Origin of the sequence: Pseudomonas sp. OTU5201 (assembly GCF_038440135.1) — a bacterium.
Classification (GTDB): Bacteria; Pseudomonadota; Gammaproteobacteria; order Pseudomonadales; family Pseudomonadaceae; genus Metapseudomonas; species Metapseudomonas resinovorans.
In genome coordinates this window covers 180,677-205,390 of the sequence record NZ_JASATC010000002.1, presented here as the reverse complement: position 1 = coordinate 205,390, position 24,714 = coordinate 180,677, and the positions used below count along the sequence as shown (strand labels likewise).

Genomic DNA, 24,714 nt, shown 5'->3' with positions numbered 1-24,714 from the left:
GGGAAGACAGCGATTCAAGCCTCGAAAGGCAGCGACTCGCTGCGCCACAAACTCACACGGAACTCAGGGCGCGTTCCGATTCATCCAGGTGCTCCAGCAATTCCGCCCTTGCCGCATCCCGCAGGCTGATAGCCTCCGACCAGCCGGGCCCTTGCGCCAGCAATGGCGCGCACAGGCTGACGTGAATCGCTTCCCTCAACGGGAACCACTGGCCATCACGCAGTACCGTGCGCGTGCCACGGATGGCAACCGGTACCAGGGGAACACCAGCATTCGCGGCGAGCATGAAGGCGCCCATGTGGAAGGGGCGCAGACCCTGCGCGCGGCTGAAGGTCCCTTCCGGAAAGAACACCAGGGCCTGGCCAGACCCCAGCGCCTCGGTCAGGGCCTCACTGTCCGCGACGCTGCGTTGCAGGTCGAAGCGCTCGACGAAGCGCGCGCCGAGCTTGCGCAGGAACAGGCCCGCGAACCACTGGCTGGCCAGCTCGCGCTTGGCAACGAAGGCGAACCGCGGCGGCAGCGCCGCGCAGAGGATGACACCGTCGAGGTAGCTGGCATGATTGGCGGCCAGCACGCTCGGCCCACTCTTCGGCATGTGCTCCACGCCCTCGACGCTGAACGGCACCCCGGCCAGGCGCACGAACAGACGCGCGGACAGCTGGGTAAAGACGCGGCACCAGCGCTCACGCGGCAGGATCACCACGCCCAGCCAGGTCAGCGGCGCGACCAGCCAGAACAGCAGCCAGATATAGACGGCGTAGGGCAAGTTGCGGCCCGATCGCCAAGCACGGCCGAGATAGCCGTGGAGGGTCTGCGCCAGTAAGCGCAGTACCTGGCGCCACGGAGCCAGGCCAGGCCGACCCACTTCGTCACGCAGGTACAGTTCGCGGCAGGCAGCCCGGCGGATCTTGCCGCTGGAGGTCTTGAGCACGCTCCGGGGCGGCGCCAGGACGATGTCGTCAGGCGGCACTCCGGTAAGGTCGACCACCACTCGATTGATCGCTTGACGCAAACGCTGCCGCGCAGCCGGGTCCTTCTCGGCACTTTCTGCCATCACCACCAGTCGATCGGTGCCCGTGGCCGGGTCCGGGCTGCCGAATACCGCGATGCAACCCTTCCGCAGGCCCGCGAGGCCTCCGACCGCCGCTTCGACATCGTAGGGGTAGATGTTGCGTCCAGCGCGGATGATCAAGTCCTTGGACCGCCCGGTGAGGTAGAGCTCGCCATCAGCCATGTAGGCCAGGTCGAGGGAGTCCATCCAACCATCGCGCAGCACCCTGTGAGTCTCCTCCGAAGCACGGTAGTAACCGGCGCAGGTGGACGGCCCGCTGAACTGCAGACGGCCTTCCCGACGCTCGGGCAACTCGATGCCATTGCCATCGACTATGCGCAGTTGGTGACCCGGCAAGGGCCGGCCGCAGGAGGCGAAGCTCAGGGTGGCGCCGTCGTCGACTTCTGCGGTAAGGGCCTGCCCCCGGACCTGGAAGGCCTCGCGCTGCACCCGATCGACCCGCAGCCCACGCCCCAGTGGCGGGAAGGCTACACCCAAGGTGCCTTCGGCAAGGCCGTAGACCGGTGCCAGCGCACCGGGCTCCAGGCCGTAGGGGGCAAAACGCTCGGCAAAGCGCTGCAAAGTGCCCGGGTTGACCGGTTCAGCGCCATTGAGGGCCAAGCGCCAACTGCTCAGGTCCAGCCCTTCGAGCTCGGCGTCATTGATCTTGCTCAGGCACAGTTCGTAGGCGAAGTTGGGGGCCGCCGACAGGGTGCCGCGAAAACGATGGATCTCCCACAACCAACGTGCCGGCCTGGCCAGGAAAGCCAGCGGCGACATCAGCACGAGGCTGAAGCCGTAGTACAGACTGCCCAGCCAGGCGCCTATCAGCCCCATGTCGTGGTACATGGGCAACCAGCTGACGAACACATCCCGTGGCCCCACTTGGAGCGAAGTGCCCATAGCGCGAAGGTTGGCCAGCAGGTTGGCATGACTCACCATCACCCCCTTGGGCTGGCCGGTGCTGCCTGAGGTGTACTGCAGAAAAGCAATATCTGCGGGTAGCCGCGTCGGCGTCATGCATTCCTGTTCCTCGCCCTCCAACTCGGCCACGCTGACGACTCTCGCAAGGCTCGGAACCTGGGACCGAAGCAACTGGGCGAGCAGCTTCGCCTCCGTCACTGTGACCAGGACTCTGGCCTCGGCATTGCACAGGATTCCAGCCTGGCGCCGCAGGTGGTCCTCGATCTGCGACAGGCGCAACGGCGGGTAGATGGGCACCGGGATGCCACCGGCCAGGAGGATGCCGAAGAAGCCCCGAAGAAAATCGCGGCCGGTCGGCAACATCAGCGCCGCGGTTTGTCCGGCGCGCAAGCCACCGCGTTGCAGCCCCGCCGCCACCCGCCGCGCTTCACGCTGCAAGTCGCCGTAGCTGATGTCCTCGGGGCGGTCGTCATCACCCAGCAGGCGCACATGGGTATGCCCTGGCTGATGATCTGCATGCCAGTTCAATACATCGACCAGGGTGCTTGCGGTATCCGGGGCCTGCCACTCGACGATCTCGGGTGCAACGGGATCTGCCGTGGAGGCTGGCTGGCCAGGCCGGCCGATGGAACGGCTGCGCAGCACCTGCAGCACATCAGCGGGCGTACTGGCCGAGGCGAACAGCTCCTGCGGCAGACGCACACCGAACTCGTGCTCGATACGCGACCAGAGCTCGACCCGCGCCAGACTGTCCACACCTAGGTCGCGGTCCAGCACGCTGTGCAAACTGACGCGCAACCCTGGCGCCGCTTGTGGCCGCAACTCGGCCACGGTGCGCTGGACAACTCCGAGCAGTTTTTCCGCGTCCTCATCGAAGCCAGGAACGCCGCGGGTTACCGGAGGCGGATGAGACATCGAAGGCCCTCGCCAGGAAGGAAACTCGATGCCTTCCAGTATGCGCCCATGCTGGCGCTTTCGGATTATCGAAGACTTTCGACACTTCTTCGACACTTGCCACAGGACCTAGGTGCTAAGATTGTTTGGCAAAATTTGCCAAAAGGTGGACTCCCATGAGCACCATGAACATCTCCCTGCCCGACGCCCTCAAGAGCTTTGTCGATGACCAGGTCAACCAGCGAGGCTACGGCACCAGCAGCGAGTATGTCCGCGAACTGATCCGCAAGGACCAGGACCGCCAGCGCCTGCGCAACCTGCTTCTGGAAGGCGCCGCCTCGGCCCCGACCGCCCCGGCCGATGACAGCTACTTCGAGGCACTGCGCAACCGGGTGCGGAACGCAAAGGCATGAAGGCAAAGCCCATCATCCCCCGGGCACTGGCCAATCAGGATATCGACGACGCTGTCAGCTACTACCTGAAGGAAGAAGCCGAGCAGGCCGCACTCGGCTTTATCGATGCCCTGGAGCGGGCCTATAAGCACATCAGCCGGCATCCCGAGTCGGGCTCATCGCGATATGCCCACGAGCTCGATCTGCCGGGACTGCGCTCCTGGACATTGAAGCGCTATCCCTACCTGGTCTTCTATATCGAGCGTGATGACCATATTGACGTGTGGCGGGTGCTACATGGGATGAGGGATATCCCAGCGTGGATGCAGGACGGAGACAGAAAATAAATCTGTCTTGGCTTCAAACGGCACGGACTGTTCTCGAAGTGCCTCAACAGCTTCGACCAGACGCTGGGGGTGTCCGGTCTACCCATTCCGGCTGGGCAGTCGTCACACGTGCTGCGGCATACCTTCGCTAGTCACTTCATCATGAACGGCGGGAACATCCTGACCCTGCAGAAAATCCTGGGGCATACGACGGTGGCGATGACCATGCGCTATGCGCACCTGGCGCCGGATCACTTGCAGGATGCCGTTCGGCTCGGCCCGGTCGCAGACTTTCGACACTTCTTCGACACTTGGCAGAAGCCAGAAAGCAAAAACCCCTGAAACTCTAAGAATCTCAGGGGTTTAGGCTGTTGAATATGGCGGGAAGATAGGGATTATCAGATTACGGCATCCCAGCCCCTGAAGCGCCGTAATTATGGGCTTTCAGCTGGGAATTACGTACACTTACTACGTACAACAACCCCATTCCCGGAACCCAGAATGTCCAGACATTTGGAGAAGCAAGGCAACATCTACCATGTGCGTCTGGCCATCCCGAAGGACGTTCAAGCCAACTTCGGCGGACGCCGCATCCTGTCGAAATCGTTGAGAACTGGCGATTGGAACAAGGCCTTAGCCGCCAGTCATGCACAGCTTGCTCAATGGAAAGCGGAGATTGAAGTGTTTCGGGCAGCCCGCCAGCTTCCCGAAGGTTGGCAGGAGGAAATAGTGACCACGGCTACAGCCATTGGCCAGTTACGCCGGCAAGGTAAATTGGAAGCCATGGGCGAACAGGCTCAACCCCTCCCCCCTGTAGACCCCGCAGTGATGGCCAGCTTGAAAGCCAGCGGAGCTATTGAGCAACTGCGAAAGCTCATGGCTTTTCGTGCTTCAGAAGGCATGGTAGGGCGGGTGAAGCTTGAGGACGACTTGGCACAAACCGCACTGATGCTCCTTGAACGCCAGATGAGGACGAAGCACACGCTCAGCTCCGACCAGTCCACCGAACTCACCTCCTTGGTAAACAACCCCGCATCGTACAAGCCGAAGTCCCCGCTCACCCCTGCCCGTCTGGAGTCGTTCAAAGCTCACGGCGAACGGCAAGGCTTGGGCAAGAAGTCTCTCGATATTCAAGCAAGCAAGCTGGCCGTCCTGTCCGCTTACCTCAATGCTGAAGGCTTGCCGCTGAACTTCGACACGGTGGCAGCGTGGTTGGACAGCCTCACCGTCCAGCCAAAAACAAAGAAGCAGTACGTGTGGGCTGGCAGCCAGTTCTGGCAATGGGCAATCAAGTACGACAGTCGCTGGCGTGAGGACTACAAGGGCAAGCCGAATCCGTTCGAGGATCACATATTGCCCACCCTCCGGGGTAAAGCTGCCGCTGACGCCAAGCGGAAGGCGTTCACCGCCGAACAGCTTGCTGGATTGTACGCGGCAGCGAAGGAGTCGAAGAACACCCACCTCCCCGACCTGATCGCCCTTGGGGCCTACACCGGAGCCCGTATCGAGGAACTGTGCCAATTGCGGGTTGAGAGCATCATCACCGTGGAGGGCATCCCCGCCCTGTCCATCAACGATTCCAAGACGGAAGCTGGTATTCGGGAAATCCCCATCCACCCCGACATTGTCGAATTGGTAGAGCGGCTGGCTGCAGATTCGAAAGACGGTTACCTGATACCCAGCACGAACGGGAACAAGTACGGCGTCCGCTCCGACCTCTACAGCAAGGCGTTTGGAAGGTTGAAGACCGCCATGGAGTACGGACGGCAGTTCGTTTTCCACAGCATCCGCATGTTCTTCATCACTGAGTTACACCGGGCGGACGTGGCAGGGATCACCTTGGCCGCCATCGTTGGCCACGAAACGGGCACTGTGACGTTTGACGTGTACTCCCAAGGCCCGAGCATGAAGCAGAAGGCCGCCGCTGTGGCAAAGCTTCACCCAGACCTCCTAAATCGCTCTGTACGCAACGAATAACCCAAGCCCTGCGCTCCCCCACCACCACCCCGCAGAGAACCCTCATATCGCATCCTGAGGCCATTTAAATCCATTTAAAACAATGTGTTATCAGGGCCTAGGTCGCCATTCGTTATCAACTAGGATTCCAGCACGAGCAGCCAGAACGCACAGACCATGCAGTTCTCCGAATCACGAGACCAAGCAAGGCCGTTCCTTCCTCCCTGTTACCGCACAAGTAATGTAAAAGCAGGTAAATCCCGGTAGGATTTCCCATCCCGATTAGTGCAGGCCACGTCAGTGCTGGTGCTGGCTGCGTGGATTTCTGGCGGGGGCGATGATGCGGCGAAGCAGCCGCAGTATAGGAAGAGATGTTCGATTAGTAGTAAGGGTTGTAGTGAATGAGTGAGTCCAGCGAAGACAAGACCAAACGGAAGTACGTGGATCAGTTACTGGCTGGCATCTGGACCTACCAGTATTCCGTCTTCTACCAGAATCCTGACGACAGCCATCAGCTAATCGAGGACGCCGCAAGCTTCAAGCAGGGCCTAAGCCGCAAGTTCCCGAATCAACCATTCCTGATCCGGGTGAGCCTGAAGGGAACAGGAAAATCGAAGCAAGCTTGGCTGTCGGTGCTCACCACTCAGAAATCCCCGGAGCTGATCGACTGGGCCGAACAGAAGTTCTCAGTCCCGGTGAATGTGATCTTCCGCCGGTACTCACAAGCCAAGGCCGAACAAACCGCCGAAGCGATCTTGAAGTTCAGGCCACACGACCTGAAGCATTTCTTCGGGAAGGAGAAGGTCAACCGGTACGCGCTAATCAACAAGAACTGTTTCGAGGAAATGCGGGCCTCACATGCAGAGGCCGGAGATTGATGGCAGAGTAATGGCATGCCATGCTTCCATGTCGTCCTACGAAGACCGGGCAACCAGTCGCCGGCTTCAGCAGGGATCGCCGTCATACTAAGCACGAGAGGACAAGCATGGCTAGCTACGTCGAAAGTTCACTTACCAAGGGAGAGCGGGTGATCTACCAAGGCCGAATCAGCCTTTGGTCACTGCTGCCACACATCGTTATCGGCTTCCTACTACTAACGCTCCTGATCGGAGTTCTGTTCTGGATCGTCGCCGCGATTCGCTACTTCACGACTGAACTGGCCATCACCAATAAACGCGTAATTGCCAAGACTGGCCTGATTAGCCGCACGTCCATCGAAATCAACCTGTCGAAGATCGAAAGCGTACAGGTCAAACAGAGCATCTTTGGTCGAATCTTCAACTACGGATCGATCTTGGTTTCCGGGGGCGGATATCCTCAAGCACCAATTCCCGGAATCTCGAATCCGCTGATCTTCCGTCGAGCCTTCCTCGACATGCAGGAAGAAGCCGAGCAGAGCAAGACCATCCCCGCCTCGGTGTAGGGTCTTCCCACCCGCTGGAAGCACGACCTTTCAGCGGGCCCTCCTCGCATCCAGACGCATCATCAATCGACCGTTTGTTGATACCAGTCATCGGGTGATCAGGATGGCATCACCAAGTACGGGTTTACAGGTTGATGATACCAGTACATTGTGATCCCACCTTAACTGATACCGGAAGGGATCACGATGAGCCGCACCTTCGCATACGGTCGAGTCTCCACCCACGAGCAGTCCACGGATAACCAACTGATCGCCCTACAGCAGAAGGTTCACGACATTCAGCCGCAACGCTGGTTTGCCGAACAAATCTCCGGGGGTACGCCAGCCCTTCAGCGTCCTGAATTCGCCAAGATGGTTGATCGGATGGAAGCCGGGGATTCACTTGCGGTGTTGAAGCTGGATCGACTTGGCCGTGACGTGCAAGACGTTCTCGCCACTATCGAAGTGCTGGCCTCCCGCAGCATCCACGTGAAGAGTCTCGACCTCGATGGTGTGGACCTCACCAGTGCAGCAGGCAAGCTTCAACTTACGGTGCTGGCCGCCGTTGCAGCATTCGAGCGGGATCGAATCCGAGAACGCACCAAGGAAGCTTTGATACGGGCGAAGGTGGAAGGGAAGAAGCTAGGTCGCCCAGTGGCCACGGACACAACTGCCTCCGTACAAGCCCACAAGGCCGCCGGACTCACTCAGAGCCAAGTTGCAGCCAAGATGGAGATTGGCATTGCCACGGTGAAAAGGCACTGGAATAAGTAACGCCAGACGCCCCAGCCAAGCCCGCCAAGTGCGGGCTTTTTGTTTATGCGTGGGGGTTTGTAGCGCCTCAGTCAATCGCCGCTGCAAACGCCTTGTAGGGCCGTTCCTGAGCCTTCGATATTTTGAAAAAGCCAAACGCCAGCAAGCCCCCTGTTGCGGTGTGATAAGCAGCCCGGAGAGAGGGCCGTTTTTCTGACGGGGATTGGGCAGGGCGTGGAAAGGTCATTGGTTGCACGGAAAAGCATCCAACGCTGCAAGCATAATCAGTGAGGATTCATTCTGGTTTAGCAGCTTGGGGTTATCGTTGATGTACTTAACCGTTATTTTAATCAGTTGGAGTTTCGTCACACCTTCTGGTAAGCAAATCGCCCGTTTTGCATTGTGCACAGTGTCCATCATGTACACGGTGTCTAACGTTCCCTCCACTAAACCCTGACACCTTCCCGCCCCAATCAAATCGCCCCCCGCTTTCCCTCCGGCCATTTGAATCGCACTTTCGCAATTCCTCACAAGTGTGTTTCCATCCGCCATTGCCCCAGCAGCCCAAGCCGTCGCCATCAAGCCCACAAACATTCCTTTCATCTACCGTCCCCTTGTACTGGCTGAATGCTTCCAGTGTGTCAGAAAGCCCGCTGGTTCTGGTAGGGCCGGGGTGGCTGTGTGGGAACTGGCTTGCTGTTACCCTTGCTGCACTCGCATGACAGCCCACGGATAGGAACGGCAGGATGGAGTTATTAGAACGGTTGAAGCGCTACAAGATCATTGCATTCATCGTTTTCATGGTCGCGGTCATTGGCGGTATCAACACGCTTACCGATTTCACCAAACATGATTGGGTCATAGGCGTAGGCAATTGGATTGCAACCCACACGGACTGGCTTTCTGCTGACGTTACGGTGCCTGTTTGGTCGTTGATACCAGTCCTGACGTTGGTTGTCTTGGCTGCTGCCTACCTCTTTCGCCAGCTTTCCGAACGTGGCGCGTTGAACGATCCTGAAGAACGTGTACTGTTCTGGGCAACCGACCTCCACAACTCCCGCGTAAAGAGTCAGGGCCCAACTCCTACCGATATCGCAAATGTCGCAGACCTCCCTCTCACTGAAGTTGAGGCATCCCTAGATGTGCTCAAACGAAAGGGATTTGTGCTTAAGAAGCGGTATAAAAGTGACCCCATTTCCATAACTGCTAATGGACGCGACTACCTGCGACAGCAGGACGTTATGAGCAGACACGCTGCTTTTTCTGTCCGAGCGACCCCAGCGATAATTCAGGCTCAGTCTCGGATTGCTGAGTCGTCGAATCCGCGTAAACAGGAATTAACGCCGTCACAGTTGAGAGTCTTGTCTTATGCGGGGAATGGCTCAACGCTTATGCCCCCGCACGTTGGCTGGTTGACACTGGTAACGGCGCTTAGCGATTTGGAGGTCCGCCACGCAGTGGATGTGCTAGTCGAGCGGGAGCTTGCGACCCATAGGCCCACGCGGGCAGATGGCGCCCCCATTGTCCAGCTCACCGCTGCCGGCCGTGATTACCTGATGCAGCACAGGAAACCGACCGACGCCAGCACTGACTGACCTTTGCGCATACGCTGATTACGTACAACTGGTACGTACAACTGGCAAATAAAAAGCCCCGTAACTCATTGAATTACGGGGCTTTTCTGAATATGGCGGGAAGATAGGGATTTGAACCCTAGGTGCCATTGCTGACACAACGGATTTCGAATCCGTCCCGTTCGGCCACTCCGGCATCTTCCCGAACGGCGCGCATCATACCAGCTCAGTGGCAATTGGCGAAGCCCGGGGCGTGATTTTTTCGCGTGGTTTCAGATGGTTGCGAGAATGGGTAGTCCCAGCGACAAAATACATCCCTCACCCCCAGTCCCTCTCCCAACGGGAGAGGGGAGAAAACGCGGCTCAGGAAGTCAGCTTGGTCAGGGCTTCGCGGTATTTATCGGCAGTCTTCTGCGCGACGTCGGCGGGCACAGCCGGGGCCGGTGGTTCCTTGTTCCAGCCGGTGGATTCCAGCCAGTCGCGGACGAACTGCTTGTCGAAGCTCGGCGGATTCTTGCCTTCGACGTAGCTTTCCACCGGCCAGAAGCGGCTGGAGTCAGGGGTCAGCACTTCGTCCATCAGGGTCAGGGTGCCGTCTTCGTCGATGCCGAACTCGAACTTGGTGTCAGCGATGATGATGCCGCGGGTGGCGGCGTACTCGACGGCAGTGCTGTACAGGGCAATGGCAGTGTCACGGACCTTGGCGGCCAGTTCCTTGCCGATGATGGCTTCGCACTGTTCGAAGGAGATGTTCTCGTCGTGGTCGCCGACAGCGGCCTTGGTCGAGGGGGTGAAGATGGGATGAGGCAGCTTGGAGGCCTCTTTCAGGCCGGCCGGCAGCTGGATACCGCAGACGGTGCCGGTCTTCTGGTATTCCTTCCAGCCGGAACCGACGATGTAGCCACGTACGATGGCTTCGACGGCAACGGGCTTCAGGCGCTTGGCCACCACTGCGCGACCGTCCACCAGGGGCAGTTCGGCGGCAGGCACCACGTCTTCCACCTTGTCGCCAGTGAAGTGGTTAGGCACTAGACCGGAGAGCTTGTCGAACCAGAAGTTGGAGATGGCGGTGAGGATCTTGCCCTTTTCTGGAATCGGCTGATCGAGGATCACGTCAAACGCGGAAAGGCGGTCAGTAGCGACCATCAGCATGCGCTTGTCGTCGATTTCGTAGAGGTCACGGACCTTGCCCGAGTAGATCTTCTTCAGACTGAGGGTGGTGGGTGTGCTCATGTCGTTTTCCGCCTTTATCAAACGAAACAGGCGAAACCCGGGGGTTTCGCCTTGTTGTTTCCACGTCGCGCCGCCAAGCGGCGCTGATTAGCCGAGGTTTTCCTGGATCAGGGTCAGCACGCGGCGCGCCACATCGGCAGGCGCCACCGTGTTGATGTCCTTCTCCACGGTGACCTGCACGCTGTCACCAACGCGGGTCAGGCGCACCTGGTAACGTTCGGCACGTGCCTCGATCTCTTCCTCGCTGGCATCACTGCCCCACAGGCGACTGAAGAAGCCAGGCTTCTCATCTTCCTTCGAGGCACCTTCCGCGAGGTTGATGTAGTAGACACCCAGGCTGCGGTTGAGGTCGTCGACACGAACGTCACCCGTTTCCAGAGCACGGCCGACGCTGGACCAGGAGCGGTCGAAGTCGGCGCCGAGGCTGAGCATGGGGTTGCCGTTACCGTCTTCGGACAGGCTCACACGGCTCGGCGCATCGAAGTCGCGGGCGGCGAGCAGGGACACGGAACCGCCCTGTTCGGCGCTACGAGCCATGCTCGCGAGCATTTCATCCAGCAGAGCTGCTTCGAGGCTCGGGCTGTCGGAACGGCTCGGCCAGCCGGTGTCGGCGGAGCTGCCGGCCGGACGGGTGGTGGTCAGGACGAAGATTTCGCTGGTATTGCGCTGCACGCCCGGCTCGATACGCACGCGAGCGCGGATTTCGCTGTCCGGCTCGACACCGCTGACGCGGCTGCCCAGGCGACGGGCCAGCGGGCCCGAGAGCTGGTCGAAGCGTTGCCAATCGGTACTGAATTCACCGGTCTGCGGACGCTCGTCGGTGATGCGGAATCCGCCGTCTTCGAAGAACTGGCGAGCCACTGGCCACACTTCCGCCGGCACACGCTGGGCAACCACCCAACGGGAGTCGCCGCTTTTCTGCAGGCTATAGTCACTGACCTCACCCTTGGCCTGGAGAGCCTGCGGGCGGGGTACTTCGAATTCGCCTTCGGCACGGCTGTCGGCGACGTTCATCGGCACCGGTAACAGCGGGTCGAGGCGCTTGGCGTCAGCATCCGGGGGAAGCTGCATGGGTGCGGTCTGGCGTGCTTCCAGATAGTCGCTGCCACGGTCGCGGAAATAGCCATCTTGGCCCCAGAGCCAGCCGCAACCGCTGGTACTGGAAATGATCAGGGCGAGAGCGGAAAGTCCGGCCAGTCGCTTCATGCGGAATGTTTCCTTGGAATTAGGCCAGTACGCCGGTCTGGCGCATGGCTTGGCGCAGAGGCTCGTGGCAACGCGGGCTGAGCCAGGTCAACGGCAGACGGATGCCGTCGGGGATCAGACCCATTTCGTGCAGGGCGAATTTCACCGGAATGGGGTTGGACTCGATGAACAGCGCCTTGTGCAGCGGCATCAGCTTGTCGTTGATGGCACGGGCGGCTTCGGCTTCGCCACGCATGGCGGCGGCGCAGAGATCGGCCATAGCGCGCGGCGCGACGTTGGCGGTTACCGAGATGTTGCCCTTGCCGCCCATCAGCATCAGTTCGACGGCGGTGGCGTCATCGCCGGAGTAGACGAGGAAATCCTTGCTGACACGATTCAGGACTTCCTGACCGCGCTGCAGGTCGCCAGTGGCTTCCTTGATACCGATGATGTTGCTGATCTTGGACAAGCGCTCGACGGTCTCCGGGAGCATGTCGCACACGGTGCGGCCCGGTACGTTGTAGAGGATCTGCGGGATGGCCACGGCTTCGGCGATGTGACGGAAATGCTGGTACAGGCCTTCCTGGGTCGGCTTGTTGTAGTAGGGGGTCACCAGCAGGCACGCGTCAGCGCCGACGTTCTTGGCGGCAGCGGTGAGTTCGATCGACTCACGGGTGGAATTGCCACCGGTGCCGGCGATCACCGGGATGCGGCCATTCACCTGGTCGACGACGCGGCGGATCACTTCGACGTGCTCGGTGACGTCGAGCGTGGCGGACTCGCCCGTGGTGCCGACGGCGACTATGGCGTTGGTGCCCTCTTGAAGATGGAAGTCAACGAGCTTGGAAAGGCTGTCCCAGTCCAATTGACCCTGTGCATCCATGGGCGTAACCAGTGCCACCATACTGCCCGCAATCATGCAACCGCTCCTGCCGGAAAAAGAGAGCCGTAATGGTACTGTCGGCTCTGGCCTTGCACAAGGTGAACGCAAGCGCCGTCAGGCGGTTACAGCATTTCCCTCGGCGCCGCTTTTCGCTAACCTTCTCCGTTTGAACAGCGCGGCCCCGGCCGCCCTCCCCTCTTTAGGAATGCTGCATGTCCACCACCCCGCCCCGCGAACAGTTCCTTCTGATCAGTGCCCTGGGCCGTAACCCGACGGAGCTGACCAACGTGCTGTGCCGCGCCAGCCAGGAAAACCGCTGCGCCGTGGTCAGCAGCCGCCTGACCCGCCATGGTGAGTTCTGCGCCATCGTGTTGCAGATCTCTGGCAGCTGGGACGGCCTCGCGCGACTGGAAGCGGGTCTGTCGGCGCTGTCGAAACGCCATGGTTTCACCGCCAACGTAACCCGCAGCAACGCCATGGAGATACGTCCCCAGGCCCTGCCTTATGTGGCCTATGTCAGTGCCGCTTATCGCCCGGACATCCTCAACGAGCTGTGCCAGTTCTTCGTCGATCATCGCGTCGAGCTGGAGAACCTCACCTGCGACACTTATCAGGCGCCACAGACCGGCAGCACCATGCTCAACGCCACCATCACTGTGACCCTGCCCGCCGGTACCCAGATCAGCTGGCTGCGCGACCAGTTCCTTGACTTCGCTGACGCCTTGAACCTGGATGCCCTGATCGAACCCTGGCGCCCGCAACACCCTTGAGGAGTCGTTAAACATGGCAGTTTCCCTGGATAACCCCATCACTGACTTCACCGTTCAGGCCACCAGCGGCCTGGAAGTCACCCTGTCGGCCCTCAGGGGCAAGCAAGTAGTGCTCTATTTCTATCCGAAGGACAGCACGCCCGGCTGCACCACCGAAGGTCAGGGCTTTCGCGACCAGCACGAGGCCTTCCTGGCAGCGAACACAATGATCTTCGGTGTCTCCCGCGACGGCATGAAGTCCCACGAGAACTTCAAGTGCAAGCAGGAGTTCCCCTTCGAGCTGATCTCCGACAAGGATGAATCACTCTGCCAGCTGTTCGACGTGATCAAGCTGAAGAAGCTCTACGGCAAGGAATACATGGGCGTTGATCGCAGCACCTTCCTGATCGATGCGCACGGCGTGCTGCGCCAGGAATGGCGCCGCGTGAAAGTGCCAGGCCACGTGGACGCCGTTCTCGCCGCTGCACAAGCGCTGAACCAGGGCTGACGCTCCGCCCCAACGAAAAAGGCCGCAATCGCGGCCTTTTTCATTGCAGTGCCACACTCTGCGGCCCTGCACGGGGCCAGGCGTCCAGCACTGCCTTGAACAGGGTCGCCAGAGGGATCGCGAAGAACACGCCCCAGAAGCCCCACAGTCCGCCGAACAGCAGTACAGCGCAGATAATCGCCACCGGGTGAAGGTTTACCGCCTCGGAGAACAACAGCGGCACCAGCACATTACCGTCCAAGGTCTGGATCACGGTGTAGACCACCATCAGGTAGATGAACTGGTCGCTCCAGCCCCACTGGAACAGCGCGATCAGTGCCACCGGCACCGTGACCACCACCGCGCCGATGTAAGGCACCACAACCGAAAGCCCCACCAGCAATGCCAGCAGCGCCGCATAGTTGAGCCCCAACCAGACGAAGGCCACATAGGTGACCGCGCCACAAATGACGATCTCGATCACCTTGCCGCGGATGTAGTTGGCGATCTGGGTATTCACCTCATCCCAGACTTGGGTCATTAGCCCGCGCTCGCTGGGCAGGTAGCCGCTGATCCAGCGCCCGATCAATGCGCGGTCCTTGAGGAAGAAGAACACCAGGATGGGCACCAGGACCAGGTAGATCATGATGTTGACCAGCAGCGGCAAGCTGGAGAGAGAAAAAGTAAGCGCCCACTGGCCGAACTTGGCCACTTCGCTGCGAGTGACCTCGATGGCCTTAAGCACCTGCTCGTCGGTTACCAGGTGCGGGTAGCGCTCGGGCAGAAGCAGCAGCAGCGACTGCCACTCGCCAAGCATGCCCGGTAGCTCCTGGAACAGGGTGCTGAGCTGCTGCCAGAGCAGCGGCAGCAGCACACCGAGAATCAGCGCCAGGACGCCGATGAACAGCGTGAAAACGACCCACACCGCCAGGGTCTGCGGCAATTGCAAACGCTCCAGCAGGTTGACCAGCCCCTGCATGAGGAAAGCCAGCACCATCCCCGCCAGCACGGGCGCCAGCATGTTGCCGAGGGTAAGAACGGCCGTGAAGCCGAGAACCAGGACCACAGCCAGCACCACAGCCTCTTCATCGGAGAAGTAGCGCTGGATCCAGTCGCGAAGCACCTTGAGCATCGGAGATCCTTTGATGGCCCGCTATATGGGGCCAGGGTCAGGCCTTGCGCAGCCAGTAGCGGAATACGCCGTCTTCGACCTCTTCGCGCAACAACTGGTGCCCGGCCAATTGCGCGAAGGCGCGGAAATCGCGCTGGGATCCGGCGTCGGTGGCAATCACCTTTAGAACGGCGCCACTGGGAAGGCGATTCAGCTCGAGCTTGGCCTTGAGCAAGGGCAAGGGGCAGTTAAGGCCACAGGCATCCAACTCGACGTCGAAAGCATCTGTTCGACTGGCAGTGTCAGTCATGGTGAGTCTCCGGAGAAGATACCTGGTGGCCGCCCGAGGAAGGTCGCAGGGCGAAATACTTGAGCGGGCGGTTAGGATACCCAACGCAGAGCGCCGCTGGCCAGCCGGCTGCGCTGGAGGCTACAGTTACGCCTTTGCCGCCAACGAGCCCAGTGCATGAATCTTCTGCGCCCCACTCTGCTGACGCTTGCCTGCCTTCTTGCCCCACCCACCATGGCCGACGACTTGCCGTCGCTTGGGGACTCCAGCTCTTCCATCGTATCCCCGGAGCAGGAACATCAACTCGGCCGGGCCTGGCTGAGCCTGCTGCGCGGCCAGGTGCCGCAACTCAATGACCCGCAGCTCAAGGACTACGTGGAAACAAGCGTCTACCGCCTGGCCGAAACCAGTCAGCTGCAAGACCGACGCCTGGAGTTCGTGCTGCTCAACAGCCCGCAGCTGAACGCGTTCGCGGCACCTGGCGGCATCATTGGCGTCAACGGCGGCCTCTTCCTCTATGCCCCCACCGAGTCCGAGTACGCCTCGGTACTGGCTCACGAACTGGCGCACTTGTCGCAGCGCCATTTCGCACGTGGCGTCGAGGCCCAGCAGCGCATGCAGATACCGGTGATGGCCGCCATGCTCGCTGGCATCGTTGCCGCTGCAGCCGGTGCCGGTGACGCTGGCATGGCGGCCATCATGGGCACCCAGGCCGCTGCCATCCAGGAACAGCGTCGATTCTCCCGACAGAATGAACAGGAAGCCGACCGTATCGGCCTGCTCAACCTCGAGAAGGCCGGGTATGACCCACGCGCCATGCCGCGAATGTTCGAACGCCTGATGCGCCAGTACCGCTATGACGCCAAGCCGCCGGAATTCCTCCTCACGCACCCGGTGACCGAAAACCGGATTGCCGACACCCGCAACCGTGCCGAACAACTACCGCCCGGTGGCGTCGAGAACAGCCTGCGCTATCAGTTGATGCGCGCCCGTGTTCAATTGATGTTCGAGGAAACCCCGGGCATCGCCGCCAAGCGCTTCCGCGCCATGCTCGACGAAGATCCTAAACTGGACGCGGCTCGTTACGGCCTGGCCATTGCCCAGATCAAGGGGGGCCAGCTCAACCAGGCCAAGGAGAACCTGGCTCCGCTGCTGGCCAAAGCGCCGAACGAAATCGTCTACAACCTGGCCCAGGTGGACCTGGACATCACAGCCAACCGAATAGCGGACGCCCAACAACGCGTCGACCGCCTGCTCGGCCAGTACCCCAACAACTACCCGCTGAAGCAGATGCGTAGTGACCTCCTGCTCAAGCAAAGCAAGCCGAAAGACGCCGAGAAGGTACTCGATGGCTTGCTCAAGAGCCGACCGAACGATCCGGACGTGTGGTACCAGGTCGCCGAGGTACGCGGCCTGGCTGGCAATACCATCGGCCTCCACCAGGCGCGCGCCGAATACTTCGCCTTGGTGGGCGACTTCGACCAGGCCATTGAGCAATTGGATTTCGCCAAGCGCCGCGCCAGCGGCAACTTCCCGCTGGCCGCGCGCATCGACGCGCGCCAGCAAGAGCTGGTTCAACAGCAGAAGATGCTCAAGCAGATGATGCGCTGAATCTCGTGATGTAGACCAACGCCCACTTAGAAACGAAAAAGCCCGGACTGGTCCGGGCTTTTTTTCGAGGTAGATCAGGCGTTGCCGGCCTGCTTCAGGCGTGCAGCCTGGGTGAAGTCCAACATGCGCTTGAGCGGCTTGACCGCTCGTGGGATCAGCGCCGGGTCGACGAATATTTCGTTAGTGCCCTCGCGCAGGCACTGCAGGGTACGTTCCAGCGTATTCATGGCCATCCACGGGCAGTGGGCGCAGCTGCGGCAAGCCGCGCCATTGCCAGCAGTGGGGGCTTCGATGAACTGCTTGTCCGGGCAGAGCTGCTGCATCTTGTAGAAGATGCCGCGGTCGGTGGCGACGATGAAGGTCTTGTTCGGCAGGGTCTGCGCAGCCTTGATCAGTTGGCTGGTGGAACCCACCGCGTCGGCCAGATCGATCACAGCCTCGGGGGACTCCGGATGGACCAGCACAGCAGCCTCCGGGTACAGGGCTTTCATGTCCTGCAGCTGCTTGGCCTTGAACTCTTCGTGGACGATGCAGGCACCGTCCCAGAGCAGCATATCGGCACCGGTTTCGCGCTGGATGTAACGGCCCAGATGCTGGTCCGGCGCCCAGATGATCTTTTCGCCGTTATCCATCAGGCTCTCGACGATTTCCAGGGCGCAGCTGGACGTCACGACCCAGTCGGCTCGGGCTTTGACCGCCGCCGAAGTGTTGGCATAGACAACCACAGTGCGCTCAGGATGCTGATCACAGAAGGCCGAGAATTCGTCGACCGGGCAACCCAGGTCCAGCGAGCAGGTTGCCTCCAGCGTGGGCATCAGCACGCGCTTTTCCGGGTTGAGGATCTTCGCAGTCTCGCCCATGAAACGAACACCGGCGACGACCACGGTCTGTGCCGAATGCTGGTTGCCGAAGCGGGCCATTTCCAGGGAGTCGGAAACGCAGCCACCGGTTTCTTCTGCCAGCGCCTGGATCACCGGATCGCAGTAGTAGTGCGCAACCAGCACGGCATCCCTGGCCTTCAGCTCAGCGGCGATGGCAGCACGGAAGTGCGCTTCCTCCTCGGCCGTCAGCTGCTTGGGCTGCTTGGCGGCAAGATGGGCCTGGACCAGAAAGCGTTCGGAAAGCTGTGTCATAGGAACTGGACCTGCGAGCGCGATGGCGCGAAATCGATTATACACCCGCCCCCTGTGACCACTGCGCCACGGGAGGGTCGCGGATGATAACGCAGATTTGGCGACGCCGGGACAGCCGCGGCAAGCACCTTTCGTCTGTCGCGACCGGTGAGTTTCAACGAGAAAGTTCGCCACCCGGAAACGAAAAAGCCCGCCTTGATAAGGCGGGCTTTTGAAAGTGGTGGGTCGTGTAGGATTCGAACCTACGACCAATTGGTTAAAAGCCAACTGCTCTACCGACTGAGCTAACGACCCAACGCGAGGCGCATGATACTGATTTTATTCAGGAATTCAACACCTCTCCTCGAAAAAATTATTGATAGCGCGTTGGGTCCTGAACGCCGGCCGCTACGAAGCCCGCCGCACGCAGCCTGCAGCTGTCACATTTCCCGCAAGCGCGACCATCGTCGTCGGCCTGATAGCAGGACACCGTCAGCCCATATTCCACACCATGACGCAGACCGGCCTGGACGATCTCCGCCTTGCTCAGGTTCTGCAGCGGCGCCTGGATACGGAAGCCCTCCCCCTCGACGCCGGCCTTGGTGGCGAGGTTGGCCATGCGCTCGAAGGCTTCGACGAACTCGGGGCGGCAATCCGGGTAGCCGGAATAGTCGACTGCGTTGACACCAATGAAGATGTCTCGAGCACCGAGCACTTCAGCCCAGCCAAGGGCAAGGGATAGGAAGACGGTATTGCGTGCTGGTACGTAGGTGACCGGGATGCCCTCGGTCGGGTTCTCCGGCACGTCGATGGAGGTGTCGGTCAGGGCGGAGCCGCCGATGCCATTCAGGTTGAGGCCGATCACCTTGTGCTCCACCACGCCCAACTGGCGGGCGACGCGCTCCGCCGCATTCAGCTCGGCGCGATGACGCTGCCCGTAATCGAAACTCATGGTGTAGCAGGCGTAACCCTCGGCGCAGGCCAGGGCGACCACTGTGGCCGAGTCCAGGCCGCCGGATAACAAAATGACCGCTTTCTTCTCGCTCATGGGGGTATTCCTCGATATCGGCCTGCCGTGCACTCGAGGCACAGGCAGGCAAGGTGCGCAAACGCGCCGGATCAGTGACCCGGCTCGTCGTTCCAGAGGATTTTGTGCAGCTGCAGCTGCAGACGCACCGGCAGGTTGTCGGCCACGATCCAGTCCGCCAGGTCGCGCGCGCTCACTTCCTTATGACTGGGAGAGAACAGCACCTCACCGGCGCGCCGGTCGAGGCGGTACTCGATCAGCTTGGACACCGCCCAGTCATAGTCCTCGCGGGAGCAGATGACGAACTTCACTTGGTCGTTGGCCGTCAGGTAGGCGATGTTCTCGTAGCGGTTGCGACCGACCTCGGCTGAACCGGGGGTTTTCAGGTCGACCACCTTGCTCACCCGAGGGTCCACGGTGGAAACGTCGAGGGCGCCACTGGTTTCAATGGAGACCTCGTAACCGGCATCGCACAGGCGCTGCAGCAGCGGGATGCAATTCGGCTGGGCCAGCGGCTCACCGCCAGTGACGCAGATATAGCGCGGCTTGAAGGCGGCAACGCGTTCGAGTATGGCGTCGAGCGTCATGATCTCGCCGCCGCTGAATGCGTAGGCGGTATCGCAATACTGACAACGCAGGGGGCAGCCGGTCAGGCGCACGAAAACCGTCGGCAATCCGGCGGTACGTGTTTCCCCCTGCAACGAGTAGAAAATCTCGGTAATTCGCAGGGTTTGATGCATATCAGCCACGGGCGTGACGGCTAAACAGGCCATCCGCCTCCGTTGCGGGAATGAAGGTTGGAGGCCGGCGATTCTAACGAAAAAACCCGCGGCTGGCGCGGGTTTTCGTGATTCGGCGGTCCGAACTCAGGGCAGGCGTTGCAGGTCGCGTTGAGCGAGTTGCGCAGCGGAACTGCCGGGAAACTGAGTGACCACCTGCTGAAGGATCGTCTTGGCCTTGGCAGTGTTGCCCTGGCGTTGCTCGACATCCGCCAGCTTGTACAGGGAGTCCGGCACCTTCGGATGCTGCGGATAGGCCTGGCCAACGCGAGCAAAGGCTTGACTGGCGCCAGGCAGGTCGCCTTTGGCGAGGTTCACTTCCCCCAGCCAGTACTGCGCGTTACCAGCATATTGGCTATTGGGGTACTTGCGCAGGAAAGCGTTGAAGGCCTGGCTGGCCTTATCGAAATCTTTCTGCTTGATCAGGTCGAAGGCCGCGTCGTAGTAGAGTTTTTCCTTCGCGGGGTCGCCCGGTTCGCTGCTGGCAGCCGGTTGCTGCGCGGGAGCGGCCGGGGCGCCGTTGGCGGCGGGTGCGCCAGCGGCAGGAGAATTCGGGGCTACCGGTGCGCCGGCGGCGGCACCACCGGAAACACGGCGGTCGAGGTCCTGGTAACGCTCCAGGCTTTCCTGTTTCAGGCGCTGGATCTCGTACTGCTGCTCCTCGAGCATGCCGCGCAGGCGAGCAATCTCTTCCTGCATTTGTTGGAGCTGCATGAACAGCTCGCCCTGCGCTGAGACAGGGGCCGCTGGGGCCCCTGTCCCGGCGTAGGCAGCGCCAGTCGTGCCGTAACCGGCCGGCGGGTAACTGGTGCCGTAACCGGCGTTGTTATCCACCACGGGAACCTCAGCCAGCGCCGAGAACGGCAAACTGGAGAGGGCCAGGAAAGTCAAAGCACGACTGGACTTGCGCATAGCAAATTACTTACGCAGTTCTACGCGGCGGTTTTGCGCCCAGGACTGCTCGTCGTTGCCAGTGGCAACCGGACGCTCTTCGCCGTAGGAAACCAGTTCCGCCTGAGCCGGGGAAACGCCCTGCAGAACCAGGTAGCGCTGAACAGCCTTGGCACGACGCTCACCCAGAGCCATGTTGTACTCGCGGGTGCCGCGCTCGTCGGTGTGGCCTTCCAGGACAACGCGGTTGCCGTTGGCCTTCAGGTCTTTGGCGTGTACGTCCAGAGCGCGCATGGCTTCCGGCTTCAGGTCGGAGCTGTCGTACTCGAAGTAGAAGGTGGTGATAGCGCGCAGAGCGGCTTCTTCGCTCATGCTGCCGTCTACACCGCTGCCACCGGCGTTGTAGCCAGCGTTCGGGTCAACAGCGCCTTCACCGGTGCCTTCGCCGCCTTTGGACGAGCAACCAACAGCTACGGCCATGGCCAGAGCGAGAGCGGCAAATTTGCCGAATTTCAGCATTTCCATCATGTAACTCCTAATGAACCCCAGGTGTGTTTAGCAAAGGTATTTTTAATGACCGCTTCAGTTCAGGTACGGCGACCAGGACGGTTCGCGAATGTCACCCTGAACTGTGGGAATCGGGACCCGTACGCGCCCGTTTGTAGACACGAGCATCAGTACGCCGCCCCCCTGCTGGCGAGTTGCGTAGATTAGCATGGTGCCATTGGGCGCAACAGTGGGCGAGTCGTCCAGCGAGGTGCCGGAAAGGATGCGCGGAGCACTGCCCGAGCGGGTCAGATCCTGGGCAGCCACCTTGAAGTTGGTGAAGCCATCCTGACGGTGGATCATCACCAGCATCTTCTCGTCAGCCGAGAGTTTCGGGTTGGCGTTGTAGTTACCCACGAAGGTCACGCGCTGCGGCTCGCCGCCGTTGATGTTGGCCTTGTAGATCTGAGGCTTGCCAGCACGATCCGAGGTGAAATAGATGGTCTGGCCATCCGCGCCCCAGAAGGGTTCGGTGTCGATCGACATGTTGTTGGTCACACGTCGCATCTGGCGGCTTCCCAGGTCCATCACGTAGATCTCCGGGTTGCCATCGCGGGACAGCACGAACGCCAGGCGGTTGCCTTCCGGCGACCAGGCCGGGGCGCCGTTAAGGCCTTCGAAGTTGGTGATCTGCTCACGGCGGCCGGTATCGATGTGCTGGATGAAGATGCGCGGGCGCTTCTGCTCGAAGGAGACATAAGCGATGCGACGGCCATCGGGCGCATAGCGCGGCGACAGGATGGGCTCGCGGGACTGCAGCAGGGTCACGGCGCGCTGGCCATCGTAGTCGGAGCGCTGCAGGGTGTAGCGGGTGTTGTTCACCGAGAAGCGTTCAGCGGTCACGTAGAGCATGCGTGTAGAGAATGCGCCCTTGATGCCGGTGAGTTTCTCGAAGGACTGGTCGGCGATGTAGTGGGCCATGTCGCGCAACTGGTCGTTGGTTCCGCTGACGTTGCCGGCCAAGACCTGCTGTTCGGTGGTGACGTTGAACAGGGCGAACTGCACCTGCAGACGGCCGCCGGCCGGAACGATGCTGCCTACCAGCACGTACTGGGCGCCCAGGGCCTTCCAGTCGCGGTAGATGACTTCGCTGGCCTGGCTCGGCAGGCTGATCATGTTCTGGCGCGGGATCGGCTCGAAGTAGCCGGAGTTGCGCAGGTCGTTGCCGACGACTTCGGAGATGTCGGTGGGCAGCACGGTACCGCCCTGCCAGCCAAAGGGCACCACGGCGATCGGGGTTGCCCGGTCAGTACCGCTGGTGATCACCAGCGGGTCGGCGGCCTGGACAGAGCCGACCAGCATGGCCACTCCGATCAGGGCGATACGAATCAGGGTTTTCACAGACCTAAATCCTCCGGTTTGAAGATGATGCGGCGCTGCCTGTACATCTGGTCAAAGGTAGCGCGATCCAATTGTTGCATCTCGGGAATGCGCCCGACGCTGCGGACTGCACTCACGGCCGAGCTGTCGAAGGGTGCATCACCGCTGGAGCGAGTGACACTGGCGTTGGTGATGGTGCCATCGGGCAGCATCTCGATCAGTACCTCTACACTCATGCCATTACGCGCCGATGGCGGACGACGCCACTGCTCGCTGACCAGTTTGATGATCAGGTCATCAAGACTGCCCGCGACCTGGTCGCCCACCTCATCAGCCAGTGCTTGCTGGCGACCGACGTCCTCGGAAAGCAGCTCAGCCAGCGCTGCGGCTTTCTTGTCCTCGGTAGCCTTACGCTTGGCCTCCTCCGCTGCCTTCTTTTTCGCAGCATCGGCGGCAGCTTTCTTCTTGGCATCCTCGGCAGCCTTTTTCTTGGCTGCTTCGGCCGTCGCCTTTTTCTTGGCCTCTTCCGCGGCTTTCTTCTTGGCGTCTTCGGCAGCCTTCTTCTTGGCTTCCTCTTCCGCTTTCTTCTTGGCGACGTCGGCGAGTTTCTTCTGTTCAGCCTTCTTCGCTTCGTCGGCTTTCTTGGCTTCGGCCGCTTGCTTGGCTTCCTCGGCCTTCTTCTCAGCCTGCTCGGCCTTTCGAGCCTCTTCGGCTTTCTTTTGTTCCGCTGCCTTGGCCGCAGCGACCTTCTGTTCCTCGGCCTTCTTCTGCTCCATCTGTTCGGTCTCGAACTGCGGTGCAGAAGTCTTCTTGGCCTCACCAGCGATCTTCTGGTTGGTCTGCGTAGTGGCCTGGCTTTGGGACTTCAGTTGGTACAGGGTGGCCTGCACGATGGGCCGGGATGGCGGCAATTCCGGAGTGAAAGCGAAGCTGACGAACAGCATGCCGAACATCAGCGCGTGCAGGGACACGGCCCAGACAGTCGGCCAGAAATAGCTTTCCGAGGAGGAGCGTTCGCTCTGCTGTTGCATCAGGGCGCCTCGGTGATCAGCCCGACATTACCCACGCCGGCCTGCTGCAGGCCGCCCATGACGGCCATGACGGAGCCGTAGTCGACGGCTTTGTCGCCGCGCACGAAGACCTGCACTTTCTTACCCTGGCTGGTGTTCTGGCTCATGATCGCAGTGACTGTCTGTACCAGCTGCGGCAGCGCGGTAGCGGTTTCGCTGCCTTTGCCCTGGTCGGGGTCGACTTCCTCGCCCATGTTCCAGTAGTACGTCTTGTCGGCCTTGATGGAGATGGTCAGCACGCGGGAGTCGTTGTCCTGCGGCAAGGCCTCGCTGGAGACCTTGGGCAGATCGACCTTCACGCCCTGGTTGAGCATGGGCGCGGTGACCATGAAAATCACCAGCAGCACGAGCATGACGTCGATGTAAGGCACGACGTTCATCTCGGCGACCGGTTTGCGTTTGTGGCGGGTTCTGGCCATGGCTTTAAACCTTTCCTCTCAGGGGCCCGGCGACTTACTCGTCGCTGGTGTGCACTTTGCGGTGCAGGATGGCCTGGAACTCGTCGGCAAAGGTGTAGTAGCGACTGATCAGGGTCTCACCACGAGCGGAGAAGCGGTTGTAGGCGATTACCGCCGGGATCGCGGCAAACAGGCCGATCGCGGTGGCGATCAGCGCTTCGGCGATGCCGGGTGCCACAGTGGCCAGGGTCGCCTGCTGCACCTGGGCCAGGCCGCGGAAGGAGTTCATGATGCCCCATACGGTACCGAACAGGCCGATGTAAGGGCTGGTGGAACCCACTGTCGCGAGGAAGGGCAGGCTCTGCTCGATCTTCTCTTCTTCACGCGAAATGGCCACGCGCATCGCACGGGCAACGCCTTCCATCACGGCGTCCGGGTCCACACCAGCCTGCTGGCGCAGTCGGGAGAATTCCTTGAAGCCGGCACGGAAGATCTGCTCGACGCCGCAATCCGGGTCCGGATTGCTGCCGGCCTGACGGTAGAGCTTGGACAGGTCGATACCGGACCAGAAACGCTCTTCGAAGGTCTCCAGAGACTTCTTGGCGGCGCGCAGCATGTTGCTGCGCTGGAAAATCATGATCCAGGAGGTGACCGAGGCGGCCACCAGTGTCAGCATGACAAGCTGCACCACGATACTGGCGTTGCTGATCAGGCTCCACATGGAGGTATGGTCGACGACGTTGGCTTCCAC

The 24,714-nt window shown here is 60.8% G+C and carries 26 protein-coding genes, 2 tRNA genes and 1 pseudogene; 11 read left to right on the top strand and 18 right to left on the bottom strand.

What is annotated here, in order from left to right; all coding sequences use genetic code 11:
• Window positions 1-52: 52 nt before the first annotated feature.
• A complete protein-coding gene (locus tag AAHM40_RS02260) occupies window positions 53-2,890 on the bottom strand; it encodes a 1-acylglycerol-3-phosphate O-acyltransferase (RefSeq protein ID WP_342243235.1) in 2,838 nt (945 codons plus the stop codon).
• 155 nt (window positions 2,891-3,045) lie between these two features.
• On the opposite strand from AAHM40_RS02260, the gene AAHM40_RS02255 reads away from it, so the two are divergent.
• The 7 genes and pseudogenes from AAHM40_RS02255 (at window position 3,046) to AAHM40_RS02225 (ending at window position 7,719) form a co-directional block, all read left to right on the top strand.
• A complete protein-coding gene (locus AAHM40_RS02255) occupies window positions 3,046-3,282 on the top strand; it encodes a type II toxin-antitoxin system ParD family antitoxin (protein ID WP_342243234.1) in 237 nt (78 codons plus the stop codon).
• On the top strand, window positions 3,279-3,608 hold the full coding sequence (locus AAHM40_RS02250; RefSeq protein WP_342243233.1) for a type II toxin-antitoxin system RelE/ParE family toxin: 330 nt from the start codon (window positions 3,279-3,281) through the stop codon (window positions 3,606-3,608). Before AAHM40_RS02255 ends, AAHM40_RS02250 begins: the two co-directional genes overlap by 4 nt.
• Before the next feature lie 12 nt (window positions 3,609-3,620).
• Window positions 3,621-3,929, top strand: a pseudogene (locus AAHM40_RS02245) (tyrosine-type recombinase/integrase); the annotation flags it as partial.
• 159 nt (window positions 3,930-4,088) lie between these two features.
• Complete coding sequence (locus AAHM40_RS02240) at window positions 4,089-5,564, top strand: site-specific integrase (RefSeq protein ID WP_342243232.1); 1,476 nt, start codon at window positions 4,089-4,091, stop codon at window positions 5,562-5,564.
• A 380-nt stretch (window positions 5,565-5,944) separates the two neighbouring features.
• Window positions 5,945-6,421 (top strand): hypothetical protein, encoded by a 477-nt coding sequence (locus tag AAHM40_RS02235; protein ID WP_342243231.1) that lies wholly within the window; start codon window positions 5,945-5,947, stop codon window positions 6,419-6,421.
• A 107-nt stretch (window positions 6,422-6,528) separates the two neighbouring features.
• A complete protein-coding gene (locus AAHM40_RS02230) occupies window positions 6,529-6,966 on the top strand; it encodes a PH domain-containing protein (protein ID WP_342243230.1) in 438 nt (145 codons plus the stop codon).
• Between the two features lie 186 nt (window positions 6,967-7,152).
• Window positions 7,153-7,719 (top strand): recombinase family protein, encoded by a 567-nt coding sequence (locus tag AAHM40_RS02225; RefSeq protein ID WP_342243229.1) that lies wholly within the window; start codon window positions 7,153-7,155, stop codon window positions 7,717-7,719.
• A 222-nt stretch (window positions 7,720-7,941) separates the two neighbouring features.
• Here the strand turns inward: AAHM40_RS02225 and AAHM40_RS02220 are convergent, their stop codons facing one another.
• Window positions 7,942-8,301 (bottom strand): Rap1a/Tai family immunity protein, encoded by a 360-nt coding sequence (locus tag AAHM40_RS02220; RefSeq protein WP_342243228.1) that lies wholly within the window; start codon window positions 8,299-8,301, stop codon window positions 7,942-7,944.
• Window positions 8,302-8,444: 143 nt separating this feature from the next.
• Here AAHM40_RS02220 and AAHM40_RS02215 point away from each other — a divergent pair, with 143 nt between their 5' ends.
• Window positions 8,445-9,293, top strand: coding sequence for a hypothetical protein (locus tag AAHM40_RS02215; protein WP_342243227.1), 849 nt, complete (start codon window positions 8,445-8,447; stop codon window positions 9,291-9,293).
• A gap of 93 nt (window positions 9,294-9,386) precedes the next feature.
• Here AAHM40_RS02215 and AAHM40_RS02210 read toward each other — a convergent pair.
• The 4 genes from AAHM40_RS02210 to dapA all read right to left on the bottom strand — a co-directional run bounded on the left by AAHM40_RS02210 (window position 9,387) and on the right by dapA (window position 12,609).
• A tRNA-Ser gene (locus AAHM40_RS02210) sits at window positions 9,387-9,476 on the bottom strand.
• A gap of 159 nt (window positions 9,477-9,635) precedes the next feature.
• A complete protein-coding gene (locus AAHM40_RS02205) occupies window positions 9,636-10,505 on the bottom strand; it encodes a phosphoribosylaminoimidazolesuccinocarboxamide synthase (protein WP_342243226.1) in 870 nt (289 codons plus the stop codon).
• An 87-nt stretch (window positions 10,506-10,592) separates the two neighbouring features.
• Window positions 10,593-11,711 (bottom strand): outer membrane protein assembly factor BamC, encoded by a 1,119-nt coding sequence (bamC, locus tag AAHM40_RS02200; protein ID WP_342243225.1) that lies wholly within the window; start codon window positions 11,709-11,711, stop codon window positions 10,593-10,595.
• A 19-nt stretch (window positions 11,712-11,730) separates the two neighbouring features.
• Entirely contained in the window at window positions 11,731-12,609 is an 879-nt protein-coding gene (gene dapA, locus AAHM40_RS02195) for a 4-hydroxy-tetrahydrodipicolinate synthase (protein WP_342243224.1), read from the bottom strand.
• A 176-nt stretch (window positions 12,610-12,785) separates the two neighbouring features.
• On the opposite strand from dapA, the gene AAHM40_RS02190 reads away from it, so the two are divergent.
• A complete protein-coding gene (locus AAHM40_RS02190) occupies window positions 12,786-13,343 on the top strand; it encodes a glycine cleavage system protein R (protein ID WP_342243223.1) in 558 nt (185 codons plus the stop codon).
• Between the two features lie 13 nt (window positions 13,344-13,356).
• Window positions 13,357-13,830 carry a peroxiredoxin gene (locus AAHM40_RS02185; protein WP_342243222.1) on the top strand — a complete coding sequence of 158 codons (474 nt, stop codon included), beginning with the start codon at window positions 13,357-13,359 and terminating at the stop codon, window positions 13,828-13,830.
• Window positions 13,831-13,870: 40 nt separating this feature from the next.
• On the opposite strand, the gene AAHM40_RS02180 is transcribed toward AAHM40_RS02185, so the two are convergent.
• Both AAHM40_RS02180 and AAHM40_RS02175 read right to left on the bottom strand, forming a co-directional pair.
• The gene (locus AAHM40_RS02180; protein WP_342243221.1) at window positions 13,871-14,941 is read right to left on the bottom strand and encodes an AI-2E family transporter; all 1,071 of its coding nucleotides are present in this window, start codon (window positions 14,939-14,941) and stop codon (window positions 13,871-13,873) included.
• A 37-nt stretch (window positions 14,942-14,978) separates the two neighbouring features.
• Window positions 14,979-15,230: a sulfurtransferase TusA family protein gene (locus tag AAHM40_RS02175; RefSeq protein WP_028627608.1), complete on the bottom strand. Its 252-nt coding sequence runs from the start codon at window positions 15,228-15,230 to the stop codon at window positions 14,979-14,981.
• A gap of 156 nt (window positions 15,231-15,386) precedes the next feature.
• Here AAHM40_RS02175 and AAHM40_RS02170 point away from each other — a divergent pair, with 156 nt between their 5' ends.
• On the top strand, window positions 15,387-16,820 hold the full coding sequence (locus tag AAHM40_RS02170; protein ID WP_342243220.1) for a M48 family metalloprotease: 1,434 nt from the start codon (window positions 15,387-15,389) through the stop codon (window positions 16,818-16,820).
• Window positions 16,821-16,894: 74 nt separating this feature from the next.
• Here the strand turns inward: AAHM40_RS02170 and nadA are convergent, their stop codons facing one another.
• The 10 genes from nadA to tolQ all read right to left on the bottom strand — a co-directional run bounded on the left by nadA (window position 16,895) and on the right by tolQ (window position 24,714).
• A complete protein-coding gene (nadA, locus tag AAHM40_RS02165) occupies window positions 16,895-17,953 on the bottom strand; it encodes a quinolinate synthase NadA (RefSeq protein ID WP_274800743.1) in 1,059 nt (352 codons plus the stop codon).
• Window positions 17,954-18,171: 218 nt separating this feature from the next.
• Window positions 18,172-18,247: transfer RNA gene (locus AAHM40_RS02160), tRNA-Lys, on the bottom strand.
• A gap of 58 nt (window positions 18,248-18,305) precedes the next feature.
• A complete protein-coding gene (gene queC, locus AAHM40_RS02155) occupies window positions 18,306-18,980 on the bottom strand; it encodes a 7-cyano-7-deazaguanine synthase QueC (protein WP_342243219.1) in 675 nt (224 codons plus the stop codon).
• Window positions 18,981-19,051: 71 nt separating this feature from the next.
• Entirely contained in the window at window positions 19,052-19,699 is a 648-nt protein-coding gene (gene queE, locus AAHM40_RS02150; RefSeq protein ID WP_342243218.1) for a 7-carboxy-7-deazaguanine synthase QueE, read from the bottom strand.
• A 126-nt stretch (window positions 19,700-19,825) separates the two neighbouring features.
• Window positions 19,826-20,650 (bottom strand): tol-pal system protein YbgF, encoded by an 825-nt coding sequence (gene ybgF / locus AAHM40_RS02145; RefSeq protein ID WP_137822567.1) that lies wholly within the window; start codon window positions 20,648-20,650, stop codon window positions 19,826-19,828.
• Between the two features lie 6 nt (window positions 20,651-20,656).
• Window positions 20,657-21,154, bottom strand: a complete 498-nt coding sequence (gene pal / locus AAHM40_RS02140) for a peptidoglycan-associated lipoprotein Pal (RefSeq protein WP_028627602.1) — start codon at window positions 21,152-21,154, stop codon at window positions 20,657-20,659.
• Between the two features lie 57 nt (window positions 21,155-21,211).
• Window positions 21,212-22,516: a Tol-Pal system beta propeller repeat protein TolB gene (gene tolB / locus AAHM40_RS02135; protein ID WP_028627601.1), complete on the bottom strand. Its 1,305-nt coding sequence runs from the start codon at window positions 22,514-22,516 to the stop codon at window positions 21,212-21,214.
• Window positions 22,513-23,526, bottom strand: coding sequence for a cell envelope integrity protein TolA (tolA, locus tag AAHM40_RS02130; protein ID WP_342243217.1), 1,014 nt, complete (start codon window positions 23,524-23,526; stop codon window positions 22,513-22,515). Before tolA ends, tolB begins: the two co-directional genes overlap by 4 nt.
• Complete coding sequence (gene tolR, locus AAHM40_RS02125; protein WP_028627599.1) at window positions 23,526-23,984, bottom strand: protein TolR; 459 nt, start codon at window positions 23,982-23,984, stop codon at window positions 23,526-23,528. The genes tolA and tolR overlap by 1 nt, the downstream gene beginning before the upstream one ends.
• Window positions 23,985-24,018: 34 nt before the next feature.
• Window positions 24,019-24,714, bottom strand: a complete 696-nt coding sequence (gene tolQ / locus AAHM40_RS02120) for a protein TolQ (protein WP_028627598.1) — start codon at window positions 24,712-24,714, stop codon at window positions 24,019-24,021.

Bases quoted from the DNA above. Each gene is read 5' to 3' on its own strand.
- AAHM40_RS02260 (WP_342243235.1), bottom strand. From the start codon at position 2,890: ATGTCTCATCCGCCTCCGGTAACCCGCGGCGTTCCTGGCTTCGATGAG.
- AAHM40_RS02255 (WP_342243234.1), top strand. From the start codon at position 3,046: ATGAGCACCATGAACATCTCCCTGCCCGACGCCCTCAAGAGCTTTGTC.
- AAHM40_RS02250 (WP_342243233.1), top strand. From the start codon at position 3,279: ATGAAGGCAAAGCCCATCATCCCCCGGGCACTGGCCAATCAGGATATC.
- AAHM40_RS02240 (WP_342243232.1), top strand. From the start codon at position 4,089: ATGTCCAGACATTTGGAGAAGCAAGGCAACATCTACCATGTGCGTCTG.
- AAHM40_RS02235 (WP_342243231.1), top strand. From the start codon at position 5,945: ATGAGTGAGTCCAGCGAAGACAAGACCAAACGGAAGTACGTGGATCAG.
- AAHM40_RS02230 (WP_342243230.1), top strand. From the start codon at position 6,529: ATGGCTAGCTACGTCGAAAGTTCACTTACCAAGGGAGAGCGGGTGATC.
- AAHM40_RS02225 (WP_342243229.1), top strand. From the start codon at position 7,153: ATGAGCCGCACCTTCGCATACGGTCGAGTCTCCACCCACGAGCAGTCC.
- AAHM40_RS02220 (WP_342243228.1), bottom strand. From the start codon at position 8,301: ATGAAAGGAATGTTTGTGGGCTTGATGGCGACGGCTTGGGCTGCTGGG.
- AAHM40_RS02215 (WP_342243227.1), top strand. From the start codon at position 8,445: ATGGAGTTATTAGAACGGTTGAAGCGCTACAAGATCATTGCATTCATC.
- AAHM40_RS02205 (WP_342243226.1), bottom strand. From the start codon at position 10,505: ATGAGCACACCCACCACCCTCAGTCTGAAGAAGATCTACTCGGGCAAG.
- bamC (WP_342243225.1), bottom strand. From the start codon at position 11,711: ATGAAGCGACTGGCCGGACTTTCCGCTCTCGCCCTGATCATTTCCAGT.
- dapA (WP_342243224.1), bottom strand. From the start codon at position 12,609: ATGATTGCGGGCAGTATGGTGGCACTGGTTACGCCCATGGATGCACAG.
- AAHM40_RS02190 (WP_342243223.1), top strand. From the start codon at position 12,786: ATGTCCACCACCCCGCCCCGCGAACAGTTCCTTCTGATCAGTGCCCTG.
- AAHM40_RS02185 (WP_342243222.1), top strand. From the start codon at position 13,357: ATGGCAGTTTCCCTGGATAACCCCATCACTGACTTCACCGTTCAGGCC.
- AAHM40_RS02180 (WP_342243221.1), bottom strand. From the start codon at position 14,941: ATGCTCAAGGTGCTTCGCGACTGGATCCAGCGCTACTTCTCCGATGAA.
- AAHM40_RS02175 (WP_028627608.1), bottom strand. From the start codon at position 15,230: ATGACTGACACTGCCAGTCGAACAGATGCTTTCGACGTCGAGTTGGAT.
- AAHM40_RS02170 (WP_342243220.1), top strand. From the start codon at position 15,387: ATGAATCTTCTGCGCCCCACTCTGCTGACGCTTGCCTGCCTTCTTGCC.
- nadA (WP_274800743.1), bottom strand. From the start codon at position 17,953: ATGACACAGCTTTCCGAACGCTTTCTGGTCCAGGCCCATCTTGCCGCC.
- queC (WP_342243219.1), bottom strand. From the start codon at position 18,980: ATGAGCGAGAAGAAAGCGGTCATTTTGTTATCCGGCGGCCTGGACTCG.
- queE (WP_342243218.1), bottom strand. From the start codon at position 19,699: ATGCATCAAACCCTGCGAATTACCGAGATTTTCTACTCGTTGCAGGGG.
- ybgF (WP_137822567.1), bottom strand. From the start codon at position 20,650: ATGCGCAAGTCCAGTCGTGCTTTGACTTTCCTGGCCCTCTCCAGTTTG.
- pal (WP_028627602.1), bottom strand. From the start codon at position 21,154: ATGGAAATGCTGAAATTCGGCAAATTTGCCGCTCTCGCTCTGGCCATG.
- tolA (WP_342243217.1), bottom strand. From the start codon at position 23,526: ATGCAACAGCAGAGCGAACGCTCCTCCTCGGAAAGCTATTTCTGGCCG.
- tolR (WP_028627599.1), bottom strand. From the start codon at position 23,984: ATGGCCAGAACCCGCCACAAACGCAAACCGGTCGCCGAGATGAACGTC.